This window comes from Brevibacterium ammoniilyticum (assembly GCF_038429965.1).
In the GTDB taxonomy this organism is placed as follows: domain Bacteria; phylum Actinomycetota; class Actinomycetes; order Actinomycetales; family Brevibacteriaceae; genus Brevibacterium; species Brevibacterium ammoniilyticum.
The window spans coordinates 20,532-47,491 of record NZ_BAABNP010000015.1 but is presented as its reverse complement, the minus strand read 5'-3'; the positions used below and the strand labels follow the sequence as shown (position 1 = coordinate 47,491).

General features: G+C 68.1%; 21 protein-coding genes and 1 riboswitch. Of the genes, 8 read left to right on the top strand and 13 right to left on the bottom strand.

Features of this window, described 5'->3' with window-relative positions; translation table 11 throughout:
* Nucleotides 1-16 precede the first annotated feature (16 nt).
* Nucleotides 17-1,072, bottom strand: a complete 1,056-nt coding sequence (ribD, locus tag AAHA49_RS15110; protein ID WP_342038866.1) for a bifunctional diaminohydroxyphosphoribosylaminopyrimidine deaminase/5-amino-6-(5-phosphoribosylamino)uracil reductase RibD — start codon at nt 1,070-1,072, stop codon at nt 17-19.
* 111 nt (nt 1,073-1,183) lie between these two features.
* A riboswitch (FMN riboswitch) is annotated at nt 1,184-1,312 on the bottom strand.
* A gap of 226 nt (nt 1,313-1,538) precedes the next feature.
* Here ribD and AAHA49_RS15105 point away from each other — a divergent pair.
* From AAHA49_RS15105 to AAHA49_RS15085, 5 genes are all read left to right on the top strand, one after another.
* Nucleotides 1,539-2,132 (top strand): MarR family winged helix-turn-helix transcriptional regulator, encoded by a 594-nt coding sequence (locus tag AAHA49_RS15105; protein ID WP_342038865.1) that lies wholly within the window; start codon nt 1,539-1,541, stop codon nt 2,130-2,132.
* Nucleotides 2,129-3,427 carry an MFS transporter gene (locus AAHA49_RS15100; protein ID WP_342038864.1) on the top strand — a complete coding sequence of 433 codons (1,299 nt, stop codon included), beginning with the start codon at nt 2,129-2,131 and terminating at the stop codon, nt 3,425-3,427. The genes AAHA49_RS15105 and AAHA49_RS15100 overlap by 4 nt, the downstream gene beginning before the upstream one ends.
* 370 nt (nt 3,428-3,797) lie before the next feature.
* Nucleotides 3,798-4,592, top strand: coding sequence for a DUF805 domain-containing protein (locus AAHA49_RS15095; RefSeq protein ID WP_425286526.1), 795 nt, complete (start codon nt 3,798-3,800; stop codon nt 4,590-4,592).
* 199 nt (nt 4,593-4,791) lie between these two features.
* A complete protein-coding gene (locus tag AAHA49_RS15090) occupies nt 4,792-5,637 on the top strand; it encodes an ATP-binding cassette domain-containing protein (protein ID WP_342038862.1) in 846 nt (281 codons plus the stop codon).
* Nucleotides 5,638-5,708: 71 nt separating this feature from the next.
* Complete coding sequence (locus AAHA49_RS15085) at nt 5,709-7,886, top strand: YhgE/Pip family protein (protein WP_342038861.1); 2,178 nt, start codon at nt 5,709-5,711, stop codon at nt 7,884-7,886.
* Between the two features lie 265 nt (nt 7,887-8,151).
* Here the strand turns inward: AAHA49_RS15085 and AAHA49_RS15080 are convergent, their stop codons facing one another.
* Both AAHA49_RS15080 and AAHA49_RS15075 read right to left on the bottom strand, forming a co-directional pair.
* Nucleotides 8,152-8,874, bottom strand: coding sequence for an AAA family ATPase (locus AAHA49_RS15080; protein ID WP_342038860.1), 723 nt, complete (start codon nt 8,872-8,874; stop codon nt 8,152-8,154).
* Between the two features lie 168 nt (nt 8,875-9,042).
* On the bottom strand, nt 9,043-9,642 hold the full coding sequence (locus AAHA49_RS15075; protein ID WP_342038859.1) for a LysE/ArgO family amino acid transporter: 600 nt from the start codon (nt 9,640-9,642) through the stop codon (nt 9,043-9,045).
* Nucleotides 9,643-9,696: 54 nt separating this feature from the next.
* On the opposite strand from AAHA49_RS15075, the gene AAHA49_RS15070 reads away from it, so the two are divergent.
* Nucleotides 9,697-10,632 (top strand): ArgP/LysG family DNA-binding transcriptional regulator, encoded by a 936-nt coding sequence (locus tag AAHA49_RS15070; protein WP_342038858.1) that lies wholly within the window; start codon nt 9,697-9,699, stop codon nt 10,630-10,632.
* Nucleotides 10,633-10,726: 94 nt separating this feature from the next.
* Here AAHA49_RS15070 and AAHA49_RS15065 read toward each other — a convergent pair whose 3' ends face one another.
* Nucleotides 10,727-11,308 (bottom strand): TetR/AcrR family transcriptional regulator, encoded by a 582-nt coding sequence (locus AAHA49_RS15065; protein WP_342038857.1) that lies wholly within the window; start codon nt 11,306-11,308, stop codon nt 10,727-10,729.
* Between the two features lie 139 nt (nt 11,309-11,447).
* On the opposite strand from AAHA49_RS15065, the gene AAHA49_RS15060 reads away from it, so the two are divergent.
* Together AAHA49_RS15060 and AAHA49_RS15055 are read left to right on the top strand one after the other, a co-directional pair.
* Complete coding sequence (locus AAHA49_RS15060; protein WP_342038856.1) at nt 11,448-11,921, top strand: hypothetical protein; 474 nt, start codon at nt 11,448-11,450, stop codon at nt 11,919-11,921.
* A 54-nt stretch (nt 11,922-11,975) separates the two neighbouring features.
* Nucleotides 11,976-14,081, top strand: coding sequence for a RecQ family ATP-dependent DNA helicase (locus tag AAHA49_RS15055; RefSeq protein WP_342038855.1), 2,106 nt, complete (start codon nt 11,976-11,978; stop codon nt 14,079-14,081).
* 31 nt (nt 14,082-14,112) lie between these two features.
* Here the strand turns inward: AAHA49_RS15055 and AAHA49_RS15050 are convergent, their stop codons facing one another.
* The 9 genes from AAHA49_RS15050 to AAHA49_RS15010 all read right to left on the bottom strand — a co-directional run bounded on the left by AAHA49_RS15050 (nt 14,113) and on the right by AAHA49_RS15010 (nt 26,888).
* Complete coding sequence (locus AAHA49_RS15050; RefSeq protein WP_342038854.1) at nt 14,113-14,670, bottom strand: hypothetical protein; 558 nt, start codon at nt 14,668-14,670, stop codon at nt 14,113-14,115.
* Nucleotides 14,671-14,697: 27 nt separating this feature from the next.
* Nucleotides 14,698-15,465 carry a VOC family protein gene (locus tag AAHA49_RS15045; RefSeq protein ID WP_342038853.1) on the bottom strand — a complete coding sequence of 256 codons (768 nt, stop codon included), beginning with the start codon at nt 15,463-15,465 and terminating at the stop codon, nt 14,698-14,700.
* Nucleotides 15,466-15,561: 96 nt separating this feature from the next.
* Nucleotides 15,562-16,335 (bottom strand): isocitrate lyase/PEP mutase family protein, encoded by a 774-nt coding sequence (locus AAHA49_RS15040; protein ID WP_342038852.1) that lies wholly within the window; start codon nt 16,333-16,335, stop codon nt 15,562-15,564.
* 409 nt (nt 16,336-16,744) lie between these two features.
* Nucleotides 16,745-18,469 carry an amidase gene (locus AAHA49_RS15035; RefSeq protein ID WP_342038851.1) on the bottom strand — a complete coding sequence of 575 codons (1,725 nt, stop codon included), beginning with the start codon at nt 18,467-18,469 and terminating at the stop codon, nt 16,745-16,747.
* 130 nt (nt 18,470-18,599) lie between these two features.
* A complete protein-coding gene (gene narI, locus AAHA49_RS15030; RefSeq protein ID WP_342038850.1) occupies nt 18,600-19,331 on the bottom strand; it encodes a respiratory nitrate reductase subunit gamma in 732 nt (243 codons plus the stop codon).
* Nucleotides 19,328-20,197: a nitrate reductase molybdenum cofactor assembly chaperone gene (narJ, locus tag AAHA49_RS15025; protein ID WP_342038849.1), complete on the bottom strand. Its 870-nt coding sequence runs from the start codon at nt 20,195-20,197 to the stop codon at nt 19,328-19,330. Before narJ ends, narI begins: the two co-directional genes overlap by 4 nt.
* A 1-nt stretch (nt 20,198) precedes the next feature.
* On the bottom strand, nt 20,199-21,848 hold the full coding sequence (narH, locus tag AAHA49_RS15020) for a nitrate reductase subunit beta (protein WP_342038848.1): 1,650 nt from the start codon (nt 21,846-21,848) through the stop codon (nt 20,199-20,201).
* 31 nt (nt 21,849-21,879) lie between these two features.
* The gene (locus AAHA49_RS15015) at nt 21,880-25,635 is read right to left on the bottom strand and encodes a nitrate reductase subunit alpha (protein WP_342038847.1); all 3,756 of its coding nucleotides are present in this window, start codon (nt 25,633-25,635) and stop codon (nt 21,880-21,882) included.
* On the bottom strand, nt 25,632-26,888 hold the full coding sequence (locus AAHA49_RS15010; RefSeq protein ID WP_342038846.1) for an MFS transporter: 1,257 nt from the start codon (nt 26,886-26,888) through the stop codon (nt 25,632-25,634). The genes AAHA49_RS15015 and AAHA49_RS15010 overlap by 4 nt, the downstream gene beginning before the upstream one ends.
* Between the last annotated feature and the right edge of the window lie 72 nt (nt 26,889-26,960).

Sequence of the window (26,960 nt, the reverse complement as noted above, 5' to 3'; positions counted from 1 at the left end):
GGGTGGCTGAGCGTCGTCATTGCGACGCTCCCGTGGCGAAGTGGAGGAGGACGTCGGGTCCGAGCGCGGACACCGCTGGGATCGCGGTGTCGTCGGGGACGAGGGAGACCGCCTCGGCGAGGGTGGAGACGTTCAGGCCGGCGACGCTTGGCAGACCATCGCCGAGGAGGACGGGAGCCTGATAGCAGAGGACCTCGTCGACGGCGTCGGCGGTGAAGAACGCCCCGAGCACCTGGGGTCCGCCCTCGACGAGGAGGTGGCGGACTCCGCGGTCGTGAAGCTCGCGCAGGGCCGCGTCGACATCGTGGGTGCGCAGGTGGACTGTGGTGGGGTCAGCGGCCAGGTGCGAGTCGGCGGGCGGCTCGCTGATCCCCATGACCACGGGGATCGGCTGCGAGTCGAGGAGCTCGCCGTCCGCGTCGCGCGCGCTCAGGTGGGGATCGTCGGCGGCCACCGTGCCGGTGCCGACGAGGATCGCATCGACCGTGCCGCGCAGGCGGTGCGAGTGCTCCCGGGAGGCCGCCGAGGTGATCCACCGGCTCGTGCGATCGGCGGCGGCGACCTTCCCGTCGAGGCTCTGCGCGATCTTCGCCGTGACGAAGGGGCGCCCGCTCCCGACGGCGGTCCGCCACCGGGCGTTGAGCCGGGCCGACTCGGCAGCGCCGAGCCCCGAGCGCACCCGGACGCCCGCCTCGGCGAGGATCTGCCCACCGCCGCCGGCCAGCGCGGTCGTGTCGGGGAGGGCGAAGACGACATCGGGGATGCCGGCGTCGAGGATCGCCTGCGTGCACGGACCCGTCCGGCCGGTGTGGGCGCAGGGTTCAAGGGTGACGAAGAGCGTGGAGGCGGTGAGGTCGAATCCGTTCCGGCGGGCGGCGGCGATCGCATCGACCTCGGCATGAGGGGTGCCGGCGCCGAGGTGGCGGCCGGTGACGGTGCGTCCGTCGGGGGCAAGGACGGTGGCTCCGACCAGGGGATTCGCGCCTCTGTGACCGTCACGGGCAGCGGCAAGCGCGGCAGCCATCGCCGCCGTCTCCTCGGACGTCGCCGATTCCTCGGACGTCGCACGCATAGAAAAACCTCCCGGTCAGGTGCCGGGAGGGAGGAGCGTGCGGGTGCAGCCATCGCGGTCCACGGGTGTCGGACTGGTGCGTCGGAAGACGCAGGCACGACGACCGCGGTCGCCATGTTCCTCCCATCCAGACTCTTACTGTCGGTCTCGGAATCTCACCGAGTCAGCCGATCGCATTTCTGCGCTCGGGTCGCGGACTGTCACCGCCGGCACGGAATTTCACCGTCCCCGGAACATGTTGGGATCAGGCTAGCACGCGGTCTCAGCCGCCGACCATGACGTCCGTCACATGGGATGGGCGGGCGGTGGGGTGAAGGCGTGATAGCGGGTGACTCGACCGTGCGCGGACGACGGGCGGCGCGCATGGCCGACGGGTGGCGCACACGGCCGACGGCCGGAGCCTCTCGGCGCCGGCATGAGCGAGTCCTGGTTGCGCATATGTATAACCGAGGTATATAAACGAGTTATGGAAGATGTGGACCCGAAAAAGCTCGTGCGTGCTCTCGTCGTCGTCTCCACGCGTCTGACCAGGGCGTTTCGGAGACTGATCGGCAATGAGAGCGAGCTCGTCACCCTCCGAGCACTCGCGGTGGTCGAGCAGTACCAGCCCGTTCGCGTCGGTCATTTCGCGCAGGGTTATCTCTCTTCGCAGCCGGCGGCGACGAAGCTGCTCGCCCGGCTCGAAGACGAGGGACTCGTCGTCCGCGAGACCAGCCCGACCGATCGCCGAGCATCCCAGTTCTCGCTCACCGACCTCGGTCGGGTGAGGCTGGCGAAGTACCGGACGATCATGACCGAGCAGATGGTGCCCTACTTCGAGGGTCTCAGCGCCGAGGATCGACTGCGTGTCCATCGCGCGCTCGGACTCGTCGGCGAGTACCTCCACAACGAGCACCCGGTCGACCGGGACGAGGGCGTCGACAATGAGGCGTTCGGGACCCCGGGGGATGACGGCGTGCCCGTTCTTCCCGGCACGATCACGGACGAGCTCACCGACGGCGAGGCCGCATCGACCACAGACACCACCGACAACGGAAAGGGCAAGCAGGAGAGAAGATGAGCGTGACACACGGTGATTCCCAGGACGTGAACGAAGGGTCCATTCTCAGACAGCCGAAGGCGGTGTGGGCGGTCATCTTCGCCTGCGTCATCGCCTTCATGGGCATCGGCCTCGTCGATCCCATCCTGCCTGCGATCTCGCGAGAGCTCGAGGCCACGCCGGCCCAGTCGATGCTGCTCTTCACGAGCTACCTGCTCATCACCGGCGGCGTCATGTTCTTCACGAGCTTCGCCTCCTCGCGGATCGGAACGAAGACCACTCTGCTCATCGGGCTCGTGCTCATCATCGCGTTCTCGGCGCTCGCCGGTCTCTCCGGCAGCGTCGACCAGATCATCGGCTTCCGCGCCGGGTGGGGACTCGGCAACGCGCTGTTCCTGTCCACGGCGCTGGCGGCGGTCGTCGGTGCGGCGGCCGGAGGAGCTGACAAGGCGATCATCCTCTACGAGGCGGCCCTGGGCCTCGGCATCGCGACCGGACCGCTCATCGGCGGACTGCTCGGCGGGATCTCGTGGCGCGGACCGTTCTTCGGCACCACCGCCCTCATGGCGATCGGCTTCATCGCCATCGTCACCCTGCTGCCGAATCCGAAGTCCGAAGGCTCGGCGATCAGGGACGACGGCGATCCGGTCCACATCGGAGCCACCTTCCGCGCTCTGGCCCACCCCGGCATCGCCGTCATGGCCGCCTCCGCCCTCCTCTACAACTTCGCATTCTTCATCCTCCTCGCCTACAGCCCCTTCCCCGTTGAGGCGGCCGCCGAGCGGATGGGGATCGAGAACTTCGGGGCGATGGGACTCGGCTACGTCTTCTTCGGCTGGGGAATCTGCCTGGCGATCACCTCGGTGTTCGGTGCCCCGCTGCTGACCAAGCACTTCAAGCGGCGGACCACGCTCATCATGGTTCTCGTCGTCATGGCCGCGCTGCTCGTCGCGATGGCGTTCCTGGTGGACTCGTTCGTCGGGCTCATCGTCTGCGTCATCGCCGCCGGCCTCGTGCTCGGCATCCTCAACACCGTGTTCACCGAATCCGCGATGGAGGTCAGCGAGCTGCCTCGGCCCGTCGCCTCCGGTGCCTACTCGGGTGTGCGGTTCATCGGCGGAGCCATGGCCCCGATCGTCGCAGGCACCGTGTCTGTGAGCATCGGCGCCGGCGCGCCGTACGTCTTCGGCGCCGGAGCTGTCGTCCTCTCCATCGTCGTCCTTGCGCTGGGCTGGAAGTCGCTGAAGCGCATCGACGGCCACCTCGAGGAATCCCCGGTCGACGAGGCCTACGCCATAACCGGCGGAGATGCGTGAGCGCACGGTTCCCTGGACCGAGGGCGACGGGTCAGTCCTGAACCAGTCGTGACTTGGTGTTGACCGGGGGGCATTGGTCTCGACCAGGAGTATCGGTCCTGACCAGGGGCATCGGTTCGGCGGACACCTCGTCCGGATATTCATTCCGACGAGGTCTCTGCGGGACCGCCGCCGTCTGTCCGAGGAGGTGAGGGGAGAGTCTGCGGAGTCGAGGGGTGAGTCTCGGGGCGGGGTTGCGGGTACCGGCATTGTGGTCGTCGTTCCCGCCTGAGGGTGCGATCGCCGCGCGCATCGGCGTGTGCGCCGTCGCGAGGAGCCGGATGTCTGTTCCAGGACGGGAACATGTCTATGTGTCAATCCTGTGTGCTGGATGCAAGAATGGTGTCAGCAGACCACCCATCCGGTCACTTCCGGCCGGGTGGATCCTCCCCTCGAAAAGGAAGCCATCATGTCTTACGACGCGAACAACGCCTACGGCGCCGGTGCCGGCGTCGGCCCCGGCGCCGTCTTCGGTTCGGACCTCGACGGTGCGAAGAGCCCCGATGACCTTTCCCGTCCCCTCTACGGAGCATCGTTCGGCCAGGCCGTCCGCCGCTTCTTCAAAAAGTTCTCGGTCTTCACCGGCCGCGCCTCGCGCAGCGAGTACTGGTGGGTCGCGCTGTTCCAGGCTCTCATCATGCTCGTGCCGGGGATCCTCTACTCGATCGGCCTGTCGATGGTGACGGCGACTGTCGCGTCGCAGTCGTACACGCCCTATGGCACCCCCGCGGCCGACCCCTCGCCGGGCGGTGCGGCACTGGCGATGATCGGCGGAATCCTCCTGCTCATCATCGCCCTCGCCTTCCTCGTGCCGACCTTGGCTCTCACCTGGCGTCGCCTGCACGATGCGAACCTCGCCGGTCCGTTCTTCTTCCTCAGTCTGATCCCGTTCGTCGGCAGCATCATCCTCATTGTGCTCATGCTCATGCCGTCCAAGCCGGAAGGCCGTCGCTTCNCCCCCCCCCCCCGCTTCGCTGTGTCCAGAGGTGCTGCCCTCGCGCAGTGCCCTGCTTCTCTCTCGTCCCCGAGCCCGGGCCGAGCAGACTCGAGCCCTGACCGAGCAGACTGTGGGATTGCAGACATCTGCCCGCCGGCCCTGGCGGATTCCCAGTTTCCAACCGTATAGTTACCTATTGGTAACTTGGCGGGAGGGGCCCGCCGCGGCAACAAGGCCGCATGTTTGCCGTAATGTGCAGAAGAACGAGTGCTCGTCCGGTCGGCGTTCCGACAGGTGCGAGCACGCATGCGGCAGCGATGGAACATCGACTCACACGGACATCGGCGACAACGGGGCGGTGCCCGCGACGAGGTGAGGGAGCAGGACAATGCAGAGCGATTCGCACACGCTCGCCGGTGGAACCGAGGACACGACCGACGACACCGCCGACGCCGCAGTGACGCTGCGCGACTGGGGGATGTCGGGCAGCAGGGGACCGGTCTTCTCCGACATCGACCTCACCGTCGAATCGGGGGCGCTGGCGATCATCCGCGGGGCCGCCGGATCGGGCAAGACCTCGCTGCTCCTCTCGATCGCCGGACGGATGCGCGTCGATTCCGGCGAGGGTCACGTCTTCGACCTCGACATCCGCAAGCAGGCGAGAGCCGTTCGCGAGACCGTCTCGATCGGCCATGTGGCAGGACTGACGGATCTTGAGAACGACTTCACCGTCGCCCAGCACATCGCCGAACGCCTCATCATGCTCCAGCCCTGGTACAAGCCGTGGGTCTCGAAGACATCCCTGCGCGAGGTCATCGACCTCATCCGGTCGACCTTCGACACCGCCACCAAGGTGATCGACCGCCTCCCGTCGGACACCTTCACCACCAGCGACGCCAAGAGCGCGGACTTCCTCGTCGACGCCGACGGCGACACGTTCGTCTCCGACCTCAGCGAGCTGCAGAAGTTCCTCCTCGAATTCGGCCTCGCGACGCTCGCGCAGAAGCCGATCGTCGTCGTCGACAACATCGACTTCCTCCGCGAACGCGAGGACCGCGCCCGCGCGTGGGCCGCGCTCCTCATCTACCAGGAGCTGCGCCGCGACCGTCACCCGCGCAGACCCCTCACCCTCATCGTCACGTGCGAGGACTCCTCAGAGATCGACCTCGCATTCGCACAGTTGAAGACCGAAGTGCGACCCACCTCGGTGACCGAACTCAACCTGACCCCCTGATCCTCTCGATTCCGCGGGCCCTCGTCCGCGATCGACCTCCGTCACTCAGATTCCCGTGAAGGTGGAAACCGATGTTCTCTCTCCCCTGGCTCGAACTCACACGGTTCAAACGGCACACGATCACGCGCCTGGCGATGATCGTCGTCGCCGTCATCCCGGCGATCTACGGCGGCCTCTACCTCGCCTCGAACTGGGACCCCACCAGTCACCTCGACCGTCTGCAGGCGGCCGTGGTCAACGAGGACACCGGGGCGGAGAAGCCGAACTCCGACGGGGAGCGACTCAACGCCGGCGATGAGCTCGTCGACAAGATCACCCCGAAGGGCGAAGGCGGATTCGACTGGCAGGAGACCTCGGCGCAGGAGGCCAAGGACGGCCTCGCCGACGGCAAGTACTTCGCGATCCTCGAGATCCCCTCGGACTTCTCGAAGCAGCTCGTCTCCACCGGCGGCGACGATCCGGAACAGGCCGGGCTCGAGCTGCGCACCGACGACGCACACAGCTTCATCGTCGGACAGCTCTCCGGCACTGTCCTCGCCCAGATCAAGGCCGGGCTGAACGAGACGACGACCTCGGAATACGTCTCCCAGGTCTACGTCGGCTTCAACGACATCCAGTCCTCGATGGCCAAGGCCGCCGACGGGGCGAACGACCTCCACGATGGTGCCGTGGAACTCCATGACGGTTCGGGCAAGCTCGCCAAGGGCGCGCACGACCTCGACAAGGGTGTGGGGGACCTGCAGAAGGGCATCGGCGACCTCGACGACGGGGCCGGGAAGCTCGCGAAGGGCGCAGGCGACCTCGAGACCGGTGCGAACACTCTCGCGAAGGGCACCGGCGATGCCGAATCGGGGGCGAAGAAGCTCGAGAAGGGTGCCGGTCAGGTGGCCGATGGCACAAGCCAGCTCCGCGGTGTCGCCGACGACGCGACCGACAAGGCCGAGGATCTCAAGGGCAAGGCCGACGACCTCGTCGAGAGCGCTCGGCCCAAGCTCGACGACGCGGCCAGCGACTTCGACTCCGCACGGACCACGGTCAGCGGCGACATCGAGGATCGGATCAAGCAGCTGCAGAAGGACTATCCTGACGATCCCAACGTTGACAAGCTCGCCGAGGAGGTCGGCACCTTGGGTGACGACCTCGACTCCGCACACGATCGGGCCACGACCGCCGCCGATGACGCCCGCGGGCTCGAGAAGCCGGTCAAGGACGCCGTCGACGGAGTGATGAAGAAGATCCGCGACGCCGACATGAAGATCGGACAGCTCGACGACGGTGCACAGCAGGTCGCCGATGGCGCGAGCGACCTCCATTCGGGTCTCGTCAAGCTCGACAAGGGGGCAGGTGACCTCGCGAAGGGCGCAGGCGACCTCCACGACGGCGCGGTCGCCCTCAAGGACGGCACCGCGAAGGCGAAGGACGGCGTCGGGCAGCTCAAGGACGGGTCCTCGCAGCTGGCCAAGGGCGCCACGGACCTCGACAAGGGAGCGGGCAAGCTCGACGACGGGTCGGGAGAGCTCGCCGACGGCCTGACCAAGGGTGCCGAGCAGATTCCGACGTACGACAAAGAGGACCGCGAGAAGCGCTCCGACGTCGTCGCCGTCCCCGTCGATGCGGAGAAGGTGAAGAACAACGCCGTGAGCACCTACGGCGAAGGGCTCGCCGCGTTCTTCATCTCATTGGCCCTGTGGATCGGCGGCATGATCACCTACATGGTGCTCAACGCCATCCCGTACCGGGCGCTCGCCTCGACGGCGAAGTCGAACCGGATCGCATGGGCCGGCTATGTGCCGGGTCTCCTCTTCGGCATCGCGCAGGTCGCCATCCTCTACGGGGTGCTGTGGTTCGCCCTCGACTTCTCCGCGGGAGCATGGTTCGGCACCCTCGTGTTCTCGATCCTCGTCGCGGCCTGCTTCCATTCGGTGCACCAGCTGTGCGTCGCGGCGCTCGGGGGAGTCGGCAGGCTCATCGCACTCGTGCTGCTGATGATCCAGATCGCCTCGGCGGGCGGGACCTACCCGGTCGAGACGGCGCCGGTGATCTTCCAGGTGATCTCGCCGTTCCTGCCGATGACCTACGCGGTGACGGGACTGCGCACGCTCATCGCCGGTGGTGACCTGTTCATCGCGGTGCAGTCCGCGGTGGTGCTGCTGTTCATGACGGTCATCTGCCTCCTTGCCACGGTGCTCGTATGCAGCCGCAAGCGCATGGTCACCCTCACCCAGCTCCACCCGAGCCTCTCGCTATGAGTCGGTGCGGGACCATGCGCCCGACCGCTGCTGAACAGCAGCTGTCGCGCTGGCTGTCTCGCCCAGCCACTTGTCCGGCTGATCCGCCTGCCCCGCTGGGTCGGAAGCCCATTGGGTCGCCTGTTTAGCCGGGTCAGCAGCTCTGCCGGGCCACCGGCCTCGCTGGTCCATCTGCCCCACTGGGCCACATGCCCAGCCGGCTGACGCTCCACGCCGCCCCGGTGGGTGCCCTTCGCGGCGGAGCATCGCCTCGGTGGTCGCGGCATCACCCCTCGTCGAAGTACCGGGTGTAGCGCCGAGGGTCGTCGAGGAAGCGACGCCAGTGCGCGACCATCTCGAGGTCGTCCCACGTCGAATCCCGGATTCCCCACTCACCGAGCTCGACGACGCGAGCCCCCTCGGCGCTCGCGAGCACGGGGGAGTGGGTCGCCATGACCGTCTGCAGCCCTGCGCGTTCCCGCTCGCGGATGAGCTGAAGAAGGGTGAGCGACGCCGTGAACGACAGTGCGCTCTCCGGCTCGTCGAGGATCCACAGACCGAAATCGGTGAACACTCCGGTGAGCATGTCGACGAACATCTCTCCGTGGGACTTGTGGACGAGTCGGTGTCCTCGTTCCGCGCCGATCTCGAGCAGGTGGACCATGCTCTCGTGCATCGTCTCGGCCCTGAGGAAGAAGCCGGAGCGATTGGTCGTCGCACCCTTGACGATCTGCAGGTGATCGCCGAGCTCGGGAGCCTCTTCGGCGTGGTCACGCACCTCCCACGCCGTGCCGCCGCCGTGCGGGAGTTCGAGAGCCGTGGCGATCGCTTCGATGATCGTCGACTTGCCCGACCCGTTCTCGCCGACGAGGACCGTCGTCGCCTCGAACTCGAACCCGCCGAGCAGATCGCGCACAGCCGGAATCGACGCCAACCAGGCGGGCAGCTCCGGCGGGGAGTGGGCGTGTGCCGCGACCGACCTGAGCGGGAGGCTGACTCTGGGATCCATGGCACAGAGGCTAGCGCGGTCCCCTGACACGCAAGTCGATTCGGCCGAGTCGGCCGCCCCACAGGGGAGGATCCGGTTCGAAAAGCGGCGCCAGTTCGCATCGTATCCTCCTCGGAAGCGAACTCGCCCCGCCTCGGCGAGGCAGAGCCAACCCCGGAACGCCCGCCCCTACCCGAGCGCCAGCCGCACGGCGAGGATGATGAGGACGACGGCGATGACGACGTCGAGGACCTGCCACACGCGGGGCCGTGCGAGGTAGCCCGACAGCGAGCGCGCGCCGAGGCCGATGCCGAGGAACCACGTGACCGATCCGAGCATCGCCCCGAGCGTGAACGGCAGCACTCCGCCGGGACCCTGCTGGTTGGCGAGATTGCCGAGCATGACGACGGTGTCGAGGTAGACCCCGGGATTGAGGAACGTCAGGGCCAGCGTCGTTGCGATGATCGAACGCAGGCCGCGCTGTTCGGTGTCGGCGCGCAGTCCGCTCGCCTCCTTCGCCGACCGCAGGCTCGTCCACGCGAACCACAGCAGGTAGGCCACACCCAGCCAGCGGAGGACCTCGAGCGCCCACGGGGCGAGGAGGACGATTGCGCCGATCCCCACCGCACCTGCCCCGATGAGCAGGACGTCGGCGACGATGCAGATCGTGAGCACCACGCCGAGGTGTTCGCGCCGGATCCCCTGCCGGAGCACGAGCGCATTCTGCGGGCCGACGGCGATGATGAGCGACCAGCCGGCGAGGAGTCCGCTGATGAGGTGGGTGATCATGCATTCAGGTTAGGACGATCCATATGTAAAGAAAAACAAAAGGATCTTCACCTGATGCAGAATATCTTTATGAACCTCGAACACGTCCGCGCGTTCGCCGCCGCCGTCGACGAAGGCACAGTGGAGGGTGCGGGATTCGTCCTCGGCATCACCGCCTCGGCGGCGAGCCAACGCATCCGCGCCCTCGAATCCCGGCTCGGGCAGGTCCTCATCCGCCGCACCAACCCCATCACCGTCACCGAGGCGGGCACCGCCGTCCTCCGCTACGCCCGCCAGGTCGAGCTCCTCGAATCCGAGGCCATGGACCGCCTCCACGGCATCGCCGCCGACGCACCCGAGGGCGCACTCCGAGACCCCGGGGTCCGGCGTGAGCCGACGGTGCTGCGGATCGGGGTCAACGCCGATTCCCTGGCCACGTGGTTCCGTCCCGTCTTCGCCGAGGTGGCCGACTGGGACGACGTCGTCATCCGCCTCGACGTCGTCGACCAGGACAAGGCCGTGCCGCTGCTGACCTCCGGCGAGGTCCTCGGGACGATCACCTCGGCGGAGGTGAGCGGATACGGCACCCAGGTCCGGCACCTCGGATCGATGCGCTACCTCGCCGTCGCCACCCGGGAATTGCTCGCGAAATTCGGGTTCGACCCGGAATCCCCCACCCCCGCCGAGGTGGACCTGGCGACCCTGCCCATGGTCAACTTCGGCCGGGACGACGACCTCCAGCTGAACTTCCTTGCGCGCCGCGGCATCGCGACGGTCCCGCCGATGTCGGTCGTGCCGAGCTCAGCGGAGTTCGCCGCCGCCGTCGCCGCGGGCGTCGGATGGGGGATGATCCCCGTCATGCAGCTCGAGGGCATCGACGCCGACCTCGTGCCGATCACCGCCGACCCCGCCGTCGACGTCCCCCTCTACTGGCACCATTGGACGCTCGCCTCTGACAAGCTCGCCCGCCTCACCGAGGCGCTCGGCCGGGCCGCCGAACACATGCGGTGAGGGTCGGATGTCTCGGTAAGGATTGACACGCTGCCGACCGGGCGGAGGCCGGACTGGGGCGGCCGGCGCCCGCCTCGGCGAGGGAGGGGTCTCCTCAGGCGAGGATCTTCCCGATCAGCCACTTCACGTTGGCGTGGACGTCATCGACGGTCATGCGTTCGGGCGTGATGATCGAGTGCAGGGCCATGCCGTCGATCGCGGTGAAGAGGAGCGTCGCACTGGGGGCCACCTCGGCGGGGTCGAGGTGACCCTCCTCGGCGAGGATACCCAGCCAGCGGTGGAGGCTGTCGTACGTGATCTCATGGGCATGCTCGAGCAGGGAATGGGAGCCTTCGCGCGGATTGGGTCCGAGCGCATTGAGGTGCATCTTGAACCATGTCTCGAGCTGGATGTCCTTGAGTTCGTCGTTGATGAGGAACTGCGCGCAGACCTCGTAGAGGCGCTCGGCCGGGTCGATGCTCGAATCCGCGATCGAGAAGTCCTGGACGACGGTCTGCATCGACCGCCGTGCGACCTCCTGGTAGAGCGCGTTCTGAGTGGGGAAGTAGTGCCGCAGGGTCGAGGCCCCGATGCCCGCCTCCTTGGCGATCGCACGAACGCTCAGCGTCGCCTCGCCGGGAGCGGACGACTCCGCGAGGCGGATCGCCGCATCGATGATCTCATCGCGCCGGGACATCGGTTCTCCTCTCCGAGCAGTCACTGTACCCATTGTGTATAGTACAGTGTACTAGTACGCTGTACTAGAAACCATACCGACCCCGCAATCCCGAGGTCTGCATCCCGGAGACCCGCATCCAAGAGAGTGGAGCCGCATCATGATCGAGAGCATTCAGTCCTTCGCCGATTCCTTCCCCGACTGGCTGCAGTGGCTGGGCGTGATGATCGTCTCGGCCATCCCCTTCGTCGAGTCGTACTTCGGGTCGGCGATCGGCGTGGCCATCGGCCTCAATCCTGTCGTCGCGGTCCTCGTCGCCGTCATCGGCAACACCATCTCGATGCTCGCCTTCGTCTACGGCGCCGGAGCCATCCGCGACAAGGCGACGAAGGGCAAGGAGAAGCCGATCTCGCACCGGCGGGAGCGGCTGAAGAGGATGTTCGACAGGTTCGGCGTCCCCGGCGTCTCCCTCCTCGGCCAGACCGTGCTGCCCTCGCAGATCACCTCGATGGCCATGGTGAGCTTCGGAGCCAACCGCAATGTCGTGGCCTTCTGGCAGATCATCTCGATCATCCTCTGGGGCGTCGTGTTCGGAGTCCTCGCCTCCCTCGGCGTCAGCGTCGCCCTGCGCTGATCTCGCCGAGGCGGTGGCCACGGCCGTGTCAGTGCCCCCGCCTAGACTGGGCGCATGACGGAGAACTCCCTGCTCACCGACTTCGACGCCCACGCACAGACCGTCCTGGCGGAGCTGACGAACAACCCGGACGCCCGCTTCCGGGACGGCCAGCTCGAGGCGATCCGCGACCTCGTCGAAGGCAGGAAGCGGGTGCTCGTCGTCCAACGCACCGGCTGGGGCAAATCCGCGGTCTACTTCGTCGCGACCCGGCTGCTGCGCGCCGCCGGCGCCGGACCCAGCCTCATCATCTCCCCGCTGCTCGCCCTCATGCGCGACCAGATCGACGCCGCGTCCCGCGCCGGAGTCCGCGCGGCCACACTCAACTCCTCCAACGTCACCGAATGGGACGGGGTGCTTAACGACCTGCGTTCGGGCAGCATCGACGTCCTCCTCGTGTCCCCGGAACGGCTGAACAACCCGCAGTTCCGCGACGAGGTGCTCCCGCACCTCATGCGCATCCTCGGCCTCATCGTCGTCGACGAAGCCCACTGCATCTCCGACTGGGGGCACGACTTCCGGCCCGACTACCGGCGCATCGGCCACATCCTCGCCGAACTGCCCACCGACACTCCGGTGCTCGCGACCACGGCGACGGCGAACACCCGCGTCGTCGACGACGTCGCCGAACAGCTCGGGCAGCACACCACCGTCGTCCGCGGCGAACTCGCCCGCGACTCCCTGCGCCTCGGCGTCCAGCCCGGCCTCGACCCGGGCGCGCGGATCGCGTGGCTGAGCTCCCACCTCGGCGACTTCACGGGTTCGGGCATCGTCTACACGCTCACGGTCAGCGCCGCCGAGGACATCACGCGGATCCTGCGCGACCAGGGCCACGAGGTCCGTGCCTACACCGGCCGCACCGACGCCGAGGAACGGGCCGAACTCGAACAGCAGCTCAAGGACAACCGGCTCAAGGCACTCGTGGCCACCTCGGCGCTGGGCATGGGCTTCGACAAACCGGACCTCGGCTTCGTCGTCCACGTCGGCGCCCCGTCCTCGGCCGTCGCCTACTACCAGCAGGTCGGCCGTGCCGGTCGCGCCACGGCCTCCGCCGACGTGCTCCTCCTGCCCGGGTCCGAGGATGCGGAGATCTGGGAGTACTTCGCCACCGCGTCGATGCCGAGCCAGGCCGACGCCGATGCCGTGCTCACTGCCCTCGCCGAGGCGGACGGACCCCTGTCCGTCGCCCGCTTGGAGACGCTCGTGGGCACGAAGCGGACCCGCCTGCAGCTGCTGCTCAAGACCCTTGAGGTCGAGGAGGCCGTGGAGAAGGTCCGCGGCGGGTACGTCTCGACGGGGCGCGGCTGGACCTACGACCGTGAGCGCTACGAGAAGGTCGCCGAGGTGCGCGCCGCCGAGGCGCAGGCGATGCTCGACTACGAATCGACCGGGGCGTGCCGGATGGAGTTCCTCATCCGCCAGCTCGACGACCCCGACCCGCGGCCGTGCGGACGATGCGACAACTGCGCCGGTCAGTGGTGGTCGGCGGAGATCTCCGAGGAGCGCCGACGTGAGACCGCCGGGACGCTCCACCGGATCGGACTGCCCATCGAAGCGCGCAGCACCTGGCCCAGCGGCATGGCGAACATCGGGGTGACCCTCAAAGGTCGGATCCCCGCCGAGGAGCTCGCCGAGGAAGGACGCGTCATCGCCCGCCTCAGCGACCTCGGACAGGGGCAGGTGCTGCGGGAGTTCCTCGCAGCCGATGCCCCCGACGCCGAGGTGCCCGCCCAGATCGGCAAGTGGTGCCTCGAGGTGCTCGGCGGGTGGGACTGGTCGCAGCGTCCCGAAGTCGTCGTCTCGATCCCGAGCGCGCGCCGCCCGGTGACCGTGCGCTCGCTCGCGGCGAACCTCGCCGCCGCCGGTCGGCTCATCGACGGCGGAGAGCTGCTCCAGGTCCACGACCACGGCACACCCGATGTCAACAGCGCGTTCCGCGTCAAGGACCTCCACGATGCGTTCGTCGTTCCCCAGGAGGTCGCCGAGGCGGTCGCCGGCAGGTCCGTCCTCCTCGTCGACGACGAGATCGTCTCACGGTGGACGATGGCGATCGCCGCCCGGCAGCTGCGACAGGCCGGTGCGAGCGCGGTGCTGCCGTTCGCGCTCGCCATGAGGGGGTGAGACGTCGGGCCCGGAATGAGGCGGATGAGCCTCAGCCGCGGGGGATGCGGATGTCGCGGACGAGTCGCGGAGTGCTCCATCGGCCGACCTCGGTCAGCCAGCTCGAGACCGGGTAGGCGAGCCGGACGATGAAGTAGTTGACGTACTCGATGACCCCGAAGAGCCAGATCGCAGCGAAGAGCACGATCGCCGGGGTCGGTCCGTCGAGGCTGAGCGCGACGCCGACAGCTCCTGCCGCGAGGACGAACGGGTTGAGCACGCGCAGGACGCGGTAGACCGCCGCCACCCCGGGCGGCAGAGGATGTGGAACGCGAGAGCGCACGATCAGCCAGTAGATCCCCGCCTGCACGAGGATGAAGAGCAGCGGTCCCAACGCGAACCACAGGGCTTCGACCTCATTGGCGTAGGCAACCGGACTGAGCCCGAACCCGAAGAAGAGGGCGAAGACGGCGGCCGCAACCAACTCCCCGGTCCCGAGGCTGAGGCAGCGTCGCCGCAGACCCGCCCAGCGTTCGCGTGCGAGCGAACGGTCTGGGCGGGACGCCGCGACGGGTGTGCCACCAGCATCGGGACCCGGAAGGTCGGTCATCGTCGATCTCGGCCTGAAGAACGTGACTCAGAGGTCCTGGTGAAGCTGGAACGTCGCGCCTTCGGGATCGGTGACGGTGGCCACGCGACCGAACTCCGAATCCATCGGGCCATCGAGCACCGCCCCGCCGAGCTCGACGATCTGCGCCGCCGTCGCATCGACATCGGCGACGTTGAAATACGTGCGCCAGTACGAGTTCGGCACCCACTGGCTTCCGTCGCAGATGCCGGCCACGGCCATCTCATTGCCGCCGTTCGTCGCGTACTTGATGTCCTGGCCCTCCATTTCGACGAGGTTGAAGTCGAAGGCGTCGACGTAGAACTCGCACGCGGCGTCGTAGTTCGTCGTCATGAGCTCGAACCAGACGGGTGTGCCGGGCACGAGCGGGGTCTCGAACCCGGTGAACTCGCCCGCCTGCCACATGCCGACCGCGGCACCCGTGGGATCGACGACGACGGCCATCTGACCGAGCGGGCCGACCGGCATCGGTCCGACCACCTCGGCGGCACCATCGCTGATGGCCTTCGCATACGTGTGGGCGATGTCCTTCGTGTTGAGATAGAGCGACCACGCGGTGGGCATCTCAGGACTCGGGGTCCCGTCCATGTTCATCGCACGCATGAAGCCGCCGACGTCGACGCCGTCCTTGCGGACCATGTGATAGTGGCCGAAATCGGGTCCCTGGTCGACGATCTCCCAGCCGAAGATCTCCGTGTAGAAGTTCTTCATCGCGTCGAAGTCCTGGCAGACGTAGTCGATCCAGACGGGCTGACCTTCACGGGCATTCTCAGGCATAGCATCTCCTCGTTGTGGTGCTGTATGGGGTTGAAGGGGTGGTGCACTCTGGGGCGGCGACGGGGATGTGGTTGGTTCCCCTCGCCGAGGTGGTTGTCAGCGCCAGCTCTGCGTGAGCTCGGCGAACTGCGGGCGCATGGCCGCCTGGAGGAGCGGGCCGAAGGAGACTCGCTTGACGCCGATCTCCGTCAGCTGGGTGAGTCCGAGTCCGTCGGGGATCGCGCCCTCGACGGGGCGGGCGGTGACGTTGAGGGGCAGCGGCACCTCGGCGACGACCCGCTTGAGGGTCTCCGTGTCCGGCATCGCGACGGGGTAGACGGAGTCGGCGCCGGCCTCGGCGCACAGCTGGAGACGGCGGATCACCTCGGCGGTGGGGTCGTCGAATCCCTGAGGGGATTTGAAGACGTCGGTGCGGGCGTTGATGACGACGTGGACGCGCTGAGCCTCGGCGGCTCGGCGGAGGTCGCCGATGTACTCGGCGTGCTCCTCGGCGCTGCGCAGTCGCCCTTCGCTGTGGACGGTGTCCTCGATGTTGAGCCCCACGGCGCCGGCGTCGAGGAGTCCGGCGATGAGATCGGGAGCGGGGGTGTCGTAGCCGGATTCGAGGTCCGCACTGATGGGCACGTCGACCGACGCGGTGATCCGCGCGATGCCGGCGAGGGCGTCCGCCAGGCGCATGTTCTCCCCGTCTTCGAAGCCGAGCGAATCGGCGAGAGGATGGGATCCGATGGTGAGCGCGGAGAAGCCGGCGTCGACCATCGCAGTGGCCGACCATGCGTCCCACACTGTCGGCAGAACCACGGGTTTCGCCTGGTGGTGGGCATCGAGCAGAGCTGCGGCGCGGTCGGCGAGAACGGTGAGATCAGTCATGAAGCCCACTGTTCCACCACTGCCGCCTCCTGCGCCAGACCCGACCGCAGTTCACCCGAAGATTTCAGACTCGCGGCGAGGTCCGAGGGGCTGGGATGGAGCACAGCGCGGAGGGACAGGGTGCGCGGGCGGCGGCGTGGCGCCCACGACTAATGGACGCTGAGTGTCGATTCTCGAGCCCGGAATCGACACTCAGCGTCCTCGAAACGGGGTGCTGGCGAGCAGAGCCTCGGCGACTAGGGTCGCGCAGCGCGTTGGTCGCGAAGGTGCACAGCTGGTGGAGTGTGCGCGACGCCCGCGACTAAAGGACGCTCGGTGTCGATTTTCGAGTCCAGAATCGACATTGAGCGTCCGAATGTCAGGGGCCGCGGGTGGGCAGCGCACGGCCAGCGACACGGAGCCGCTGCGCTCAGACGCGCGGAGTGCGCGGGGGGACCTCGCGGCGTTCGCCGGTGGCTTCGAAGGCCGCGGCCAGCGCGATGAGGGCCGAGTCGTCCCAGCCGCGCCCTGCGATCGTCAGGCCCACGGGAATGCCGGTGTCGGCCATCGTGCCCATCGGCACGGTCACCGACGGGATTCCGAGATGCCGCGGCACGAGGTTGCCGTTGGCGACCCACGTGCCGTTGCGCCAGCCGAGGTCGGCCGAAGCCTCGTCGACGTCCATGTCCGCGGGGCCGACGTCGGCCATGGCCGGGAACACGACGGCGTCGAGGCCGTTGTCGTCCATCCACTCCTCGAGGTCGACGCGCCTGGTCTCCTCGAGTCCGCGCACCCCCGACTCGAGGAGCGGAATGTCCGTCATCGCGGCGTAGGGGTGGGTGCGCACATGCTCCGGGTACTCGGCGATGTCGTCGTCGAAGCCCGTGTACCGGTCGGGCAGGGCGCCTTCGGGCTGCGGGAAGATCAGGGCGCCGTCGACCTCGGTGAGGCTGCTGAGGGTCGGGTCGCCGTTGGCTGCCAGGAAGTCGTCCCATGACCATGCCGAGAGGTCGACGATCTCCTTCTCGAGGTACTCGGGGCTCACGAAGCCGCGGGTGCCGATCGTCGGGGCCCCGGGACGGTCGCCCTCATAGTTGCTCACGACGGGGAAGTCGGTCTCGACGACCTCGGCGCCGGCGGCCTCGAGATCGCGGCGGGCTGCCTCCCACAGGGCGATGACCGAATCCCGGGTCTCGACGCGCTGCCCGGTGGGCCCGCCGATCCCGCCTTCGGGGTTGGTGCCTGCCTCCGGGTCGGCGTTGATGTACATCTTCGGCACGCCGAGGCGCTTGCCCGCGAGCACGCCCCGCGCAGCCTCGCTGTCGGCGGGCAGCAGCGCGGAGTATGAGTCGGGGCGCACCTGCGAGGCTGCGGGGATCTCCACCCACGGCTGGACCCGCCAGAAGTCGCCGCGGGTCTCGGTGTCGTCGGCGACGATGACGTCGAGGACCTCGGCGAGGTCGGCCATCGAGCGCGTGTGGGGGACGACGACGTCCATCGTCGGCACGAGCGGCCAGTTCCCGCGCACCGAGATCACCCCGCGCGAGGGGGTGTAGGCGATGAGGGCGTTGTGCGAAGCGGGTGCCCGGCCGGACGACCAGGTCTCCTCGCCGAGGCCGAACGCCCCGAAGCTCGCCGTCGTCGCCGTGCCCGAACCGTTCGAGGATCCGGAGGCGAAGGCGCTGGTCAGCCAGTCGGCGTTGTAGGGGCTCTCGGCGCGGCCGTAGAGTCCGCGCTGCATGCCGCCGTTGGCCATGGGCGGCATGTTCGTCAGGCCCAGGCAGATCGCCCCGCCCGCACGCAGCCTCTCGATCGTGAACGCGTCCTTCTGCGCGACGAGGTCGGCGAAGGCCGGGGAACCCGAGGCCACGGTGAGCCCGGAGACCATGTAGCTGTCCTTCGCGGTGTACGGGATCCCGTCGAGGGGACCCAGCGTCTCACCGCGGGCACGCCGTTGATCGGAGGCGACCGCCTCGGCGCGGGCCTCGGGGTTGGCGACGATGACGGAGTTGAGTTTCGTCTCGGTCTCGGGGCCGTCGAAGGCGGCGATGCGCTCGAGGTAGGCATCGACGAGTTCCGCCGAGGTGGTCTCCCCGTCCTCGAGTGCCTGGCGCAGGGTCGCGATGGACGCCTCGACCACATCGAACTTCGTCATTCTGGCTGCTCCTTCTCGGATCTCCGGTGCTGCGGCTGCCCCACCAGTATCGCCCACCCGCACCGAGGCGCCCCTACGATTTCCGTCGCCGACCCCGAACCGAGAACAAGTGAACTTGTTTCAAGACTGCTCAGTAGTCGATGCGCTCCCAGCCGCGCTTCTCCGGCTGCCTGTCCCGGTCCTTCGTGCGGTAGACGATGTAGGGCCTGGCCAGGTACCCGAGCGGCACGGCGAAGACGTGGACGAGTCGGGTGAAGGGCCAGATCGCGAAGAGGAGGATCGCTGCCATGACGTGGACCTGGAATCCCAGTGGGGCCTGCGCCATGAGCATGACGTCGGGCTGGAACATCCAGAACTGGCGGAACCACCGGGACACGCCTTCGCGGTAGTCGTAGCCGCCCATCGCGGAGTCGACGATCGTCGAGTACACGCCGGCGAGGATGACGATCGTGAGCATGAGGTACATGAGCTTGTCCATGCGCGTCGTCGCCCCGAAGACGCGAGTGTTCGTCCGTCTGCGATAGAGGAGCAGACCGAGCCCGCCGACGGTCGCCGCTGCCGCGCCGAGGCCGATGCTGATCGCCATGAAGTGGTAGACGTGGTCGGAGATGCCGACGGCTGCCGTCCACGTCTTCGGGATGCCGAGTCCGATGACGTGGCCGAGGAAGACGAAGATGATCCCGTAGTGGAAGAGCGGGGAGCCGATGCGCAGCAGCTTCGACTCGTAGATCTGGCTCGACCGGCTCGTCCACCCGAAGCGGTCGCGGCGGAAGCGCCAGATGTGCCCGAGGATGAAGACGGCGAGGGCGAGATACGGGATGATCAGCCACAGAATCGTGTCGAGGACGGTGGGCGTGCTCATGAGCGATCTCCTGTCACGTCGGTGAGCGGAATGAGTGAGGCATCGGGTGGGGCGGCGCCGACCGGGCCGGAGTTCCGCCCAGACCCGTCCGACTCGTCCGGTCCCGGGCCGGGCACCGGTCCGCAGGTGCCGGTGGGCATCATCGTCGGCGGCGCCGAGGCGGTCGGGTCGTCCCCGTACCCGCCGAGTCCGTCGAGGCCCACCGTCTCCTCGGCGGGCCCCTCGGCGGCCAGCCGCTCCACGGCGTGGACGTCGTCGGATTCGAGCGGCGGGAGGATCGCGCACAGGGCGCGCAGCGCGCCCGCCCACGGCGAATCGATCTCGGTCAGGTGCAGCCGCAGCAGCTCGAGACCCGCCCGGTTGGCCAGCAGGATCCGGATCCCGGAACGCAGGTCGTGTCCGGCGGCGAATTCGAGCACGCACGTGAGGTGGTCCGGCAGCTGCGCATCGTCCATGTCGAGGCCGGCCGCACGGTAGATCTCCTTGATCTCGAGCAGCGCCTGACCGCGGCGACGCGTGTCCCCGTTGGTGAAGTAGGTGAGGAACAGGCAGCCGCGGCGCCGGGTGTCGAAGGTCTCGACGTAGTCCGCGCTCAGCCGGTAGACGTCGTCCTCGTAGAGGTGGTCGAGGGTGGCCTGGAGGTCCTGCCGGATCCCGTCGGGCAGATCGGCGGCGGCCAACAGCGCCCGGATCTGCGGCAGCCGGTCCATGAGCTGCTCATCGGGGTAGTCGATGAGCCACGAGACGACCGCGCACACGGTGCGCAGTCCCGCTTCGTCGAGCCCGTCGGCCGTGCCCTCACCGCCGTCGGCGTATTCGTCGGCGCGCGTTCTCCACTTCTTCAGGAAGGCGAGCGGTCGGTACATCTCAGGCTCCCTGCGGTTTCTCGGGCGAGGGGAAGAGGCCGTCGGGACGGCCCTTCCCGTTCCAGTTGAGCAGGTTGACCCGTCCCCGCAGACGCGAGCGCTCGGGCGCCTCGGCACCGCGTTCGGCCAGCGGATCCTCGAGTCCCGAGGTGCCTGAGAACCCGGGACTGTCGATGTCGGGGATGTCGGCCATGCCCGGTCCGCCCTCGGCGTTGAGCGGGCAGTCGGAGCCGATCCCCTCGAGGCTGTGCGCCTGCTCGGAGTGCCCGGCGGGGATGACGTAGCGCTCGCCGTACTTCGCGATCGCAAGCAGGCGGTACATGTCCTCCATCGCCTCCGGGGTCATGCCCACGGCGTGCGGGATGCGCTCATCGGGTTCGGCGCCGAGGTTGATGTCGCGCATGAACGCCCGCATTGCAGCCATCCGGCGCAGCACATCGGCGACGGCGTCCGTGTCCCCGGCGGTGAAGAGGTTCGCCAGATACTCGATGGGGATCCGCAGCTCGTCGATGGCGGCGAAGAGGTTGACGGCGTTCTCCGCGTCGTAGCCGGAATCCTTGACGACATCGACGACGGGCGAGAGCGGCGGGATGTACCAGACCATCGGCATCGTCCGGTACTCCGGGTGCAGCGGCAGGGCGAGGTCGAACTCCTTGATGAGCTTGTACACCGGGGAGCGCTGGGCGGCCATGATCCAGTCGTGCGGGATGCCTGCGCGTTCGGCGGCGTTCATGACATCGGGGTCGAACGGATCGAGGATGAGGTCCTTCTGCGCGGCGAAGAGGTCCTTCTCATCGGGCACCGAGGCGGCCGCGGTGACGGCGTCGGCGTCGTAGAAGACGAGGCCGATGTAGCGCAGGCGGCCGACGCAGGTCTCCGCGCACACCGTGGGTTCGCCGTTCTCGATCCGCGGGTAGCAGAACGTGCACTTCTCGGCCTTGCCCGTGCGGTGGTTGAAGTAGATCTTCTTGTACGGGCAGCCGGAGATGCACATGCGCCAGCCGCGGCACGAGTCCTGGTCGACGAGGACGATGCCGTCCTCCTCGCGCTTGTAGATCGCCCCCGACGGGCACGAGGCCACGCAGGAGGGGTTGAGGCAGTGCTCGCAGATCCGGGGCAGGTAGAACATGAAGGTCTCTTCGAACTCGAGCTTGACCTTGTCCGAGATCGACCTGAGCATCGGGTCGAGATCGCCTTTGGCATACGTCCCGCCGAGGTCGTCGTCCCAGTTGCCCGACCACTTGATGTCGAGGCGCTCCCCGGTGAGCAGGGACTTCGGCGGGGCCGTGGGGATGTTCCGCTGCTCGGGGGAGGAGAGCAGGTTGTCGTACTCGTAGCTCCACGGCTCGTAGTAGTCCTCGATGCCCGGCAGCTTCGGGTTGGAGAAGATGTTCGCGAGCTTCTTCAGCTTCCCGCCGGCCTTGAGCCGGAGCCGGCCGCTGCGGCTGAGCGCCCAGCCGCCCTCCCACTTCTCCTGGTCCTCGTACCCGCGCGGGTAGCCCTGTCCGGGCCGGGTCTCGACGTTGTTGAACCACACGTACTCGGTGCCCTTGCGGTTCGTCCACGCCTGCTTGCAGGTGACCGAACACGTGTGGCAGCCGATGCACTTGTCGAGGTTCATCACCATCGCCATCTGCGCCATGATCCTCATCGCTGATCACTCCCCATCGTCATCGTGTGCATCAGTACTCCACGTTCTGGTCGAAGCGGCGGCGGATCACGGTGACCTCGTCGCGCTGGTTGCCGGTCGGGCCGTAGTAGTTGAAGGCGAAGGCGAGCTGCCCGTACCCGCCGACGAGGTGGGTGGGCTTGATCATGATCCGAGTGAGCGAGTTGTGGATGCCTCCGCGCTGACCCGTCGTCTCCGTCAGGGGGACGTTGACCGTGCGCTCCTGCGCGTGGTGCATGAACGCCGTTCCCTTCGGCATCCGGTGGGAGACCACGGCGCGGGCGGCGACGACGCCGTTGCGGTTGATCGCCTCGATCCAGTCGTTGTCGGCGATGCCCACCGCCTCGGCGTCCTCGACGCTCAGCCAGATCGTCTGCCCGCCGCGGCCCAGGGACATCATGAAGAAGTTCTCCTGGTACATCGAGTGGATCGCCCACTTGTTGTGCGGGGTGAGGTAGCGCACGGCGATCGACGTGCCGTCGGAATCGCCGACCCGCGGCTCCCCGAAGAGGGCGTTCATGTCCAGGGGCGGACGGAACGCGGGCAGCATGTCGCCCATCTCGTGGAACCAGTCGTGGTCGATGTAGAAGTGGTAGCGCCCGGTCAGGGTGTGCCACGGCTTGAGCCGTTCGACGTTGATCGTGAACGGCGAGTACCGGCGCCCGCCGGACTCGGACCCGGACCATTCCGGTGAGGTGATTACCGGTACGGGGGCGGCCTTGGCGTCCTCGAAGGAGACCTGCTTGCCCTCGTGTTCGGCGGACAGGTCGGCGAGCCGGCGCCCGGTGCGCCGCTCGAGAGTGGTGAACCCCTCGGTGGCCAGCAGTCCGTTGGTCGTGCCGGAGAGCCCGAGGATGTAGTCCGCTGCCCGCCGGTCCGTGTCGAGGCGCGGCTGCCCCTTGCCCACGCCCTTCGTCTCGACCCCGTTGATCCGCCGCAGGCGTTCGACGTGGTGGTCGACCTCGTAGCGGATGCCACGGGTGGTCATGCCCTGGGATTCGAGCAGGGGACCGATCGTCGTGAACTTCTCGTGGATGGCCGTGTAGTCGCGTTCGACTTCGACGAGCTTGGGCATCGTCACCCCCGGGATCGGCTCGCATTCGCCGAACTTCCAATCCCTGACCCTCCCGTGCGGGGTATTGAGCGCATCGGGGGTGTCGTGCTGGAGGGGGACTGCGACGATGTCGCGGCGGGTGCCCAGGTGGGTGCGGGCGAGTTCGGAGAACTTCTTCGCGATCGTCGCCCACGTCTCCCAGTCCGTCCGCGACTGCCAGGGCGTGGAGATCGCCGGGTTGAACGTGTTGACGAACGGGTGCATGTCCGTCGTCGACAGGTCGTGCTTCTCGTACCAGGTCGCCGCCGGCAGGATGACGTCGGAGTGCAGGGTCGTCGTCGTCATCCGGAAGTCGAGGGTGAGCAGCAGGTCGATCTTGCCCTGCGGTGCCTTCTCCCGCCAGTCGACGTCGCGGGGCCGCAGATGCTCGGGCGTCTCCTCGGCGCTGACGGAGTTGTCCACGCCGAGGAGGTGCTTGAGAAAGTACTGGTCACCCTTCGCCGAGGAGCCCAGGGTGTTCGCCCGCCACATCGACCAGATGCGCGGGTAGTTGTTCTCCGCATCCGGGTCCTCGACGGCGAAGCGCACGCGGCCGTCCTTGAGTTCGTCGACGAGGTGGTCGACGCTCGACTTCCCGGCCTCGGCGGCCGCCTCGGTGAGGTCGAGGGGATTGACGTCGAACGTCGGGTAGTACGGCTGCCAGCCGAGCCGGGTGGCCTGGGCGACGGCGTCGGCCGTCGACATGCCCGCGAACTTCCCCTGCCCGGCGCGGGCGGAGAGCATGTCGGCGCCGAACTGGTCGTAGCGCCACTGATCGGTGTGCATGTACCAGTACGTCGTCTGCGTCATCTGCCGCGGCGGCCGGGCCCAGTCAAGCGCGTTGGCCAGATGCAGCCAGCCGGTGAAGGGGCGGATCTTCTCCTGCCCGACGTAGTGGGCCCAGCCGCCGCCGTTGACGCCCTGCGTGCCGCACAGGGTGGTCAGGGTGAGGAACGTCCGGTAGGTCTGGTCGGAGTGGAACCAGTGGTTCGTGCCCGCGCCCATGATGATCATCGACCGGCCCTTGGAGTCGCGGGCGTTCGTCGCGAACTCCCGGGCGATGCGCGCCGCCGCCTGCCACGGCACCCCTGTGATCTCCTCCTGCCAGGCCGGGGTGTAGGGGCTCTCCGGGTCTTCGTAGCTCACCGGCCACTGCCCGGGCAGGCCGTCCCGACCAACCCCGTACTCGGCGAGCAGGAGGTCGAAGACGGTGGTGACGATCCGGTCGCCGAGGCGGCGGACGGGCACCCCGCGGACCACTTCGTCGCGCTCGCCCTGGCCGGCGGTGTCGAAGCGGGGGAGACGGATCTCGACGGCCTCGGCGCCCGCCGAGGTGGCCCCTGCCTCGGCGGTCTGGGTCTCGCGCAGGGACAGGGCGGGGGAGATGTCGCCGAGGTCGAGGTTCCACCGACCCTCGCCGTCGGCGGAGAAGCGGTGGCCGAGGGTGCCGTTGGGCACGACGGGACCGTCGGTGGCGAGGTCCCAGACAGCGGGTTTGAAGTCGGCGTGCTCGGTGTCCGCCTCGGCGGTGATCTCCGGTCCGAGGTCGGTCGCGGTGACGAAGCGCCCGGGGACGAACGTGCCGTCCTCACGCTTCTCGAGTTCGACGATGAAGGGCAGGTCGGTGTACGTGCGGACGTAGCCGTCGAAGTAGTCCGTGGTCTCCTCGACGAAGAACTCCTTGAGGATGACGTGGCCCATCGCCATCGCCAGGGCGCCGTCGGTGCCGGTGGCCGGGGCGAGCCATTCGTCGGCGAACTTGACGTTCTCGGCGTAGTCGGGGGCGATCGCGATGACCTTCTGCCCGTGATAGCGGGCTTCGGCCATCCAGTGCGCGTCGGGGGTGCGGGTGAGCGGAACGTTCGAGCCCCACATCATGAGGTAGGAGGAGTTCCACCAGTCACCGGACTCGGGCACGTCGGTCTGGTCGCCGAAGACCTGCGGAGAGGCGGGCGGCAGGTCGGCGTACCAGTCGTAGAAGGAGAGCATCGAGCCGCCGATGAGCTGGTGGAAGCGGGCGCCGGAGGAGAACGAGACGGGGCTCATCGCCGGTATCGGGGAGAAGCCGGTCGCCCGGTCGGGTCCGACGTGCTTGACGGTGTAGACGTAGGCGGCGGCGACGATCTCGACGGCCTCCTCCCAGGTGGCGCGCACGAGTCCGCCCTTGCCGCGCACGGACTTGTAGCGGCGGGCCTTCTCCGGGTCCTCGACGATCGACTGCCAGGCGAGCACGGGGTCGCCGCCGTGGCTCGCCTTCGCCTCCCGGAAGAGCCGCAGCAGGGCGCCGCGGACGTAGGGGTAGCGGACCCGGGTGGGCGAGTAGGTGTACCACGAGAACGAGGCTCCGCGCGGGCAGCCGCGTGGTTCGTACTCGGGCATGTCGGGTCCCGGGCTCGGGTAGTCCGTGGCCTGGGACTCCCACGTGATGAGGCCGTCCTTGACGTAGACGTGCCACGAGCACGAACCCGTGCAGTTGACGCCGTGGGTCGAGCGCACCACCTTGTCGTGCGCCCAGCGGTTGCGGTAGAAGGAGTCGCCCTGGCGGCCGCCCTTGAGGTGGATCTCGCGCTTGTCCGCGGACACCGCGGCCCTGGGGGTGAAGAGCTTCCGGCTGCCGATGAGCGCATCCATGAGCGAGTTGTCGGTGCCGGTCTGCGGCCTGTGCTCGGGGGTCATGACCGTGTCTCCTTGGTGTCCGGGTGCGCGGTTTCGGGGGTGGGGTCGGAGGCGGGGACCGTGCCGACCCAGAGGGTGACGAGGAGGGCGAGGACGGTGAAGCCGGCGAGGAGGAGCAGACCCAGGGAGTAGCTCTGGGTCGCTGACCACATGGCGCCCAGGAGGATCGGGGGGACGAAGCCGCCGAGGCCACCGGCGGCGCCGACGAACCCGGTGATCGAGCCGACCCGGGCGGGGTCGGAGCGCTGGGCGATGAGGGCGAAGGTCGCTCCCGAGCCGAGGCCGAGACCGGCGGACATGAGGATGAACTCGGTGGTGTAGACGACGATGTGCTGCGGGTCGAAGGACAGGGCGATCGCGCAGATCGCGATGAGCGAGTAGGCCACACCGAGGGTCTTGACCGCGCCGATCCGGTCGGAGAGCATGCCGCCGAGGGGGCGGGCGAGGACGGCGACGATGACGAAGCCGGCCATCCGCAGGGAGGCGTCGGCGGGTTCGAGCTCGTAGGCGTTGGTGAGGAACGTCGGCAGGTAGACGGAGAACGCGACATAGCCGCCGAAGGCGAGGGCGTAGAGGTAGGCCGCCTGCCACGTCAGCTTGATCGACAGGGTCCGACCGAGCGTGGCGATGAGGCTCTGGCGCACGGGCTGCCAGTCCGGCGGGTTGCGCATCATCGTGTAGGCGAGGATCGCGTAGACGACGAGGACGACGGCGGCGACGATGAACGGCAGCTGCGGGGAGATGTTGTGCAGGGGCACGGTGGTGAATGCGGAGATCGCGGTGCCGATCATGCCCATGCCGTAGACGCCGATCGCGGAGCCGCGGGACTCCTTGGGGAACCAGCGGTTGACGTAGGGGACGCCGACGGCGAAGCTCGTGCCGGCGACGCCGAGGAAGAAGCCGCCGATGATGAGGGTGGTGTAGTTGTACTGCCCGATGAAGCCGACGAAGAGCACCGGGACGACGGTGATCATCGCGATGAACGGCATCATCAGGCGGCCGCCGAGGCGGTCGGTGAGGGCGCCGACGAGGATCCGTCCCAGCGAGCCGACGAGGACGGGGATCGCGACGATGAGGGCTGCGTCGTCGGTGAGCTTCTCCTCGACGAAGCGAGGGCCGAGCGGGCTGATGAGCGACCAGGCCCAGAAGGTCACGGTGAACCCGAGGGTGGCGAAGACCAGCGCTTTGGTCCGCTGCGCGCGCGTCGTTGCGGCCGGTGGTCCGGCCATGGGGTGGGGATGGGGCTGAGTCATCGTGAGTCCTTCTCGAGGTAGGGGTCCTCCGCCTCCGATGTCATCAGAGTCATCGCGCGCGCGGAGCCGTTT

What these genes read in the sequence shown, in the direction of transcription:
- ribD (WP_342038866.1), bottom strand. Translation starts at nt 1,072, where the DNA reads ATGCGTGCGACGTCCGAGGAATCGGCGACGTCCGAGGAGACGGCGGCG.
- AAHA49_RS15105 (WP_342038865.1), top strand. Translation starts at nt 1,539, where the DNA reads ATGGAAGATGTGGACCCGAAAAAGCTCGTGCGTGCTCTCGTCGTCGTC.
- AAHA49_RS15100 (WP_342038864.1), top strand. Translation starts at nt 2,129, where the DNA reads ATGAGCGTGACACACGGTGATTCCCAGGACGTGAACGAAGGGTCCATT.
- AAHA49_RS15090 (WP_342038862.1), top strand. Translation starts at nt 4,792, where the DNA reads ATGCAGAGCGATTCGCACACGCTCGCCGGTGGAACCGAGGACACGACC.
- AAHA49_RS15085 (WP_342038861.1), top strand. Translation starts at nt 5,709, where the DNA reads ATGTTCTCTCTCCCCTGGCTCGAACTCACACGGTTCAAACGGCACACG.
- AAHA49_RS15080 (WP_342038860.1), bottom strand. Translation starts at nt 8,874, where the DNA reads ATGGATCCCAGAGTCAGCCTCCCGCTCAGGTCGGTCGCGGCACACGCC.
- AAHA49_RS15075 (WP_342038859.1), bottom strand. Translation starts at nt 9,642, where the DNA reads ATGATCACCCACCTCATCAGCGGACTCCTCGCCGGCTGGTCGCTCATC.
- AAHA49_RS15070 (WP_342038858.1), top strand. Translation starts at nt 9,697, where the DNA reads ATGCAGAATATCTTTATGAACCTCGAACACGTCCGCGCGTTCGCCGCC.
- AAHA49_RS15065 (WP_342038857.1), bottom strand. Translation starts at nt 11,308, where the DNA reads ATGTCCCGGCGCGATGAGATCATCGATGCGGCGATCCGCCTCGCGGAG.
- AAHA49_RS15060 (WP_342038856.1), top strand. Translation starts at nt 11,448, where the DNA reads ATGATCGAGAGCATTCAGTCCTTCGCCGATTCCTTCCCCGACTGGCTG.
- AAHA49_RS15055 (WP_342038855.1), top strand. Translation starts at nt 11,976, where the DNA reads ATGACGGAGAACTCCCTGCTCACCGACTTCGACGCCCACGCACAGACC.
- AAHA49_RS15050 (WP_342038854.1), bottom strand. Translation starts at nt 14,670, where the DNA reads ATGACCGACCTTCCGGGTCCCGATGCTGGTGGCACACCCGTCGCGGCG.
- AAHA49_RS15045 (WP_342038853.1), bottom strand. Translation starts at nt 15,465, where the DNA reads ATGCCTGAGAATGCCCGTGAAGGTCAGCCCGTCTGGATCGACTACGTC.
- AAHA49_RS15040 (WP_342038852.1), bottom strand. Translation starts at nt 16,335, where the DNA reads ATGACTGATCTCACCGTTCTCGCCGACCGCGCCGCAGCTCTGCTCGAT.
- AAHA49_RS15035 (WP_342038851.1), bottom strand. Translation starts at nt 18,469, where the DNA reads ATGACGAAGTTCGATGTGGTCGAGGCGTCCATCGCGACCCTGCGCCAG.
- narI (WP_342038850.1), bottom strand. Translation starts at nt 19,331, where the DNA reads ATGAGCACGCCCACCGTCCTCGACACGATTCTGTGGCTGATCATCCCG.
- narJ (WP_342038849.1), bottom strand. Translation starts at nt 20,197, where the DNA reads ATGTACCGACCGCTCGCCTTCCTGAAGAAGTGGAGAACGCGCGCCGAC.
- narH (WP_342038848.1), bottom strand. Translation starts at nt 21,848, where the DNA reads ATGAGGATCATGGCGCAGATGGCGATGGTGATGAACCTCGACAAGTGC.
- AAHA49_RS15015 (WP_342038847.1), bottom strand. Translation starts at nt 25,635, where the DNA reads ATGACCCCCGAGCACAGGCCGCAGACCGGCACCGACAACTCGCTCATG.
- AAHA49_RS15010 (WP_342038846.1), bottom strand. Translation starts at nt 26,888, where the DNA reads ATGACTCAGCCCCATCCCCACCCCATGGCCGGACCACCGGCCGCAACG.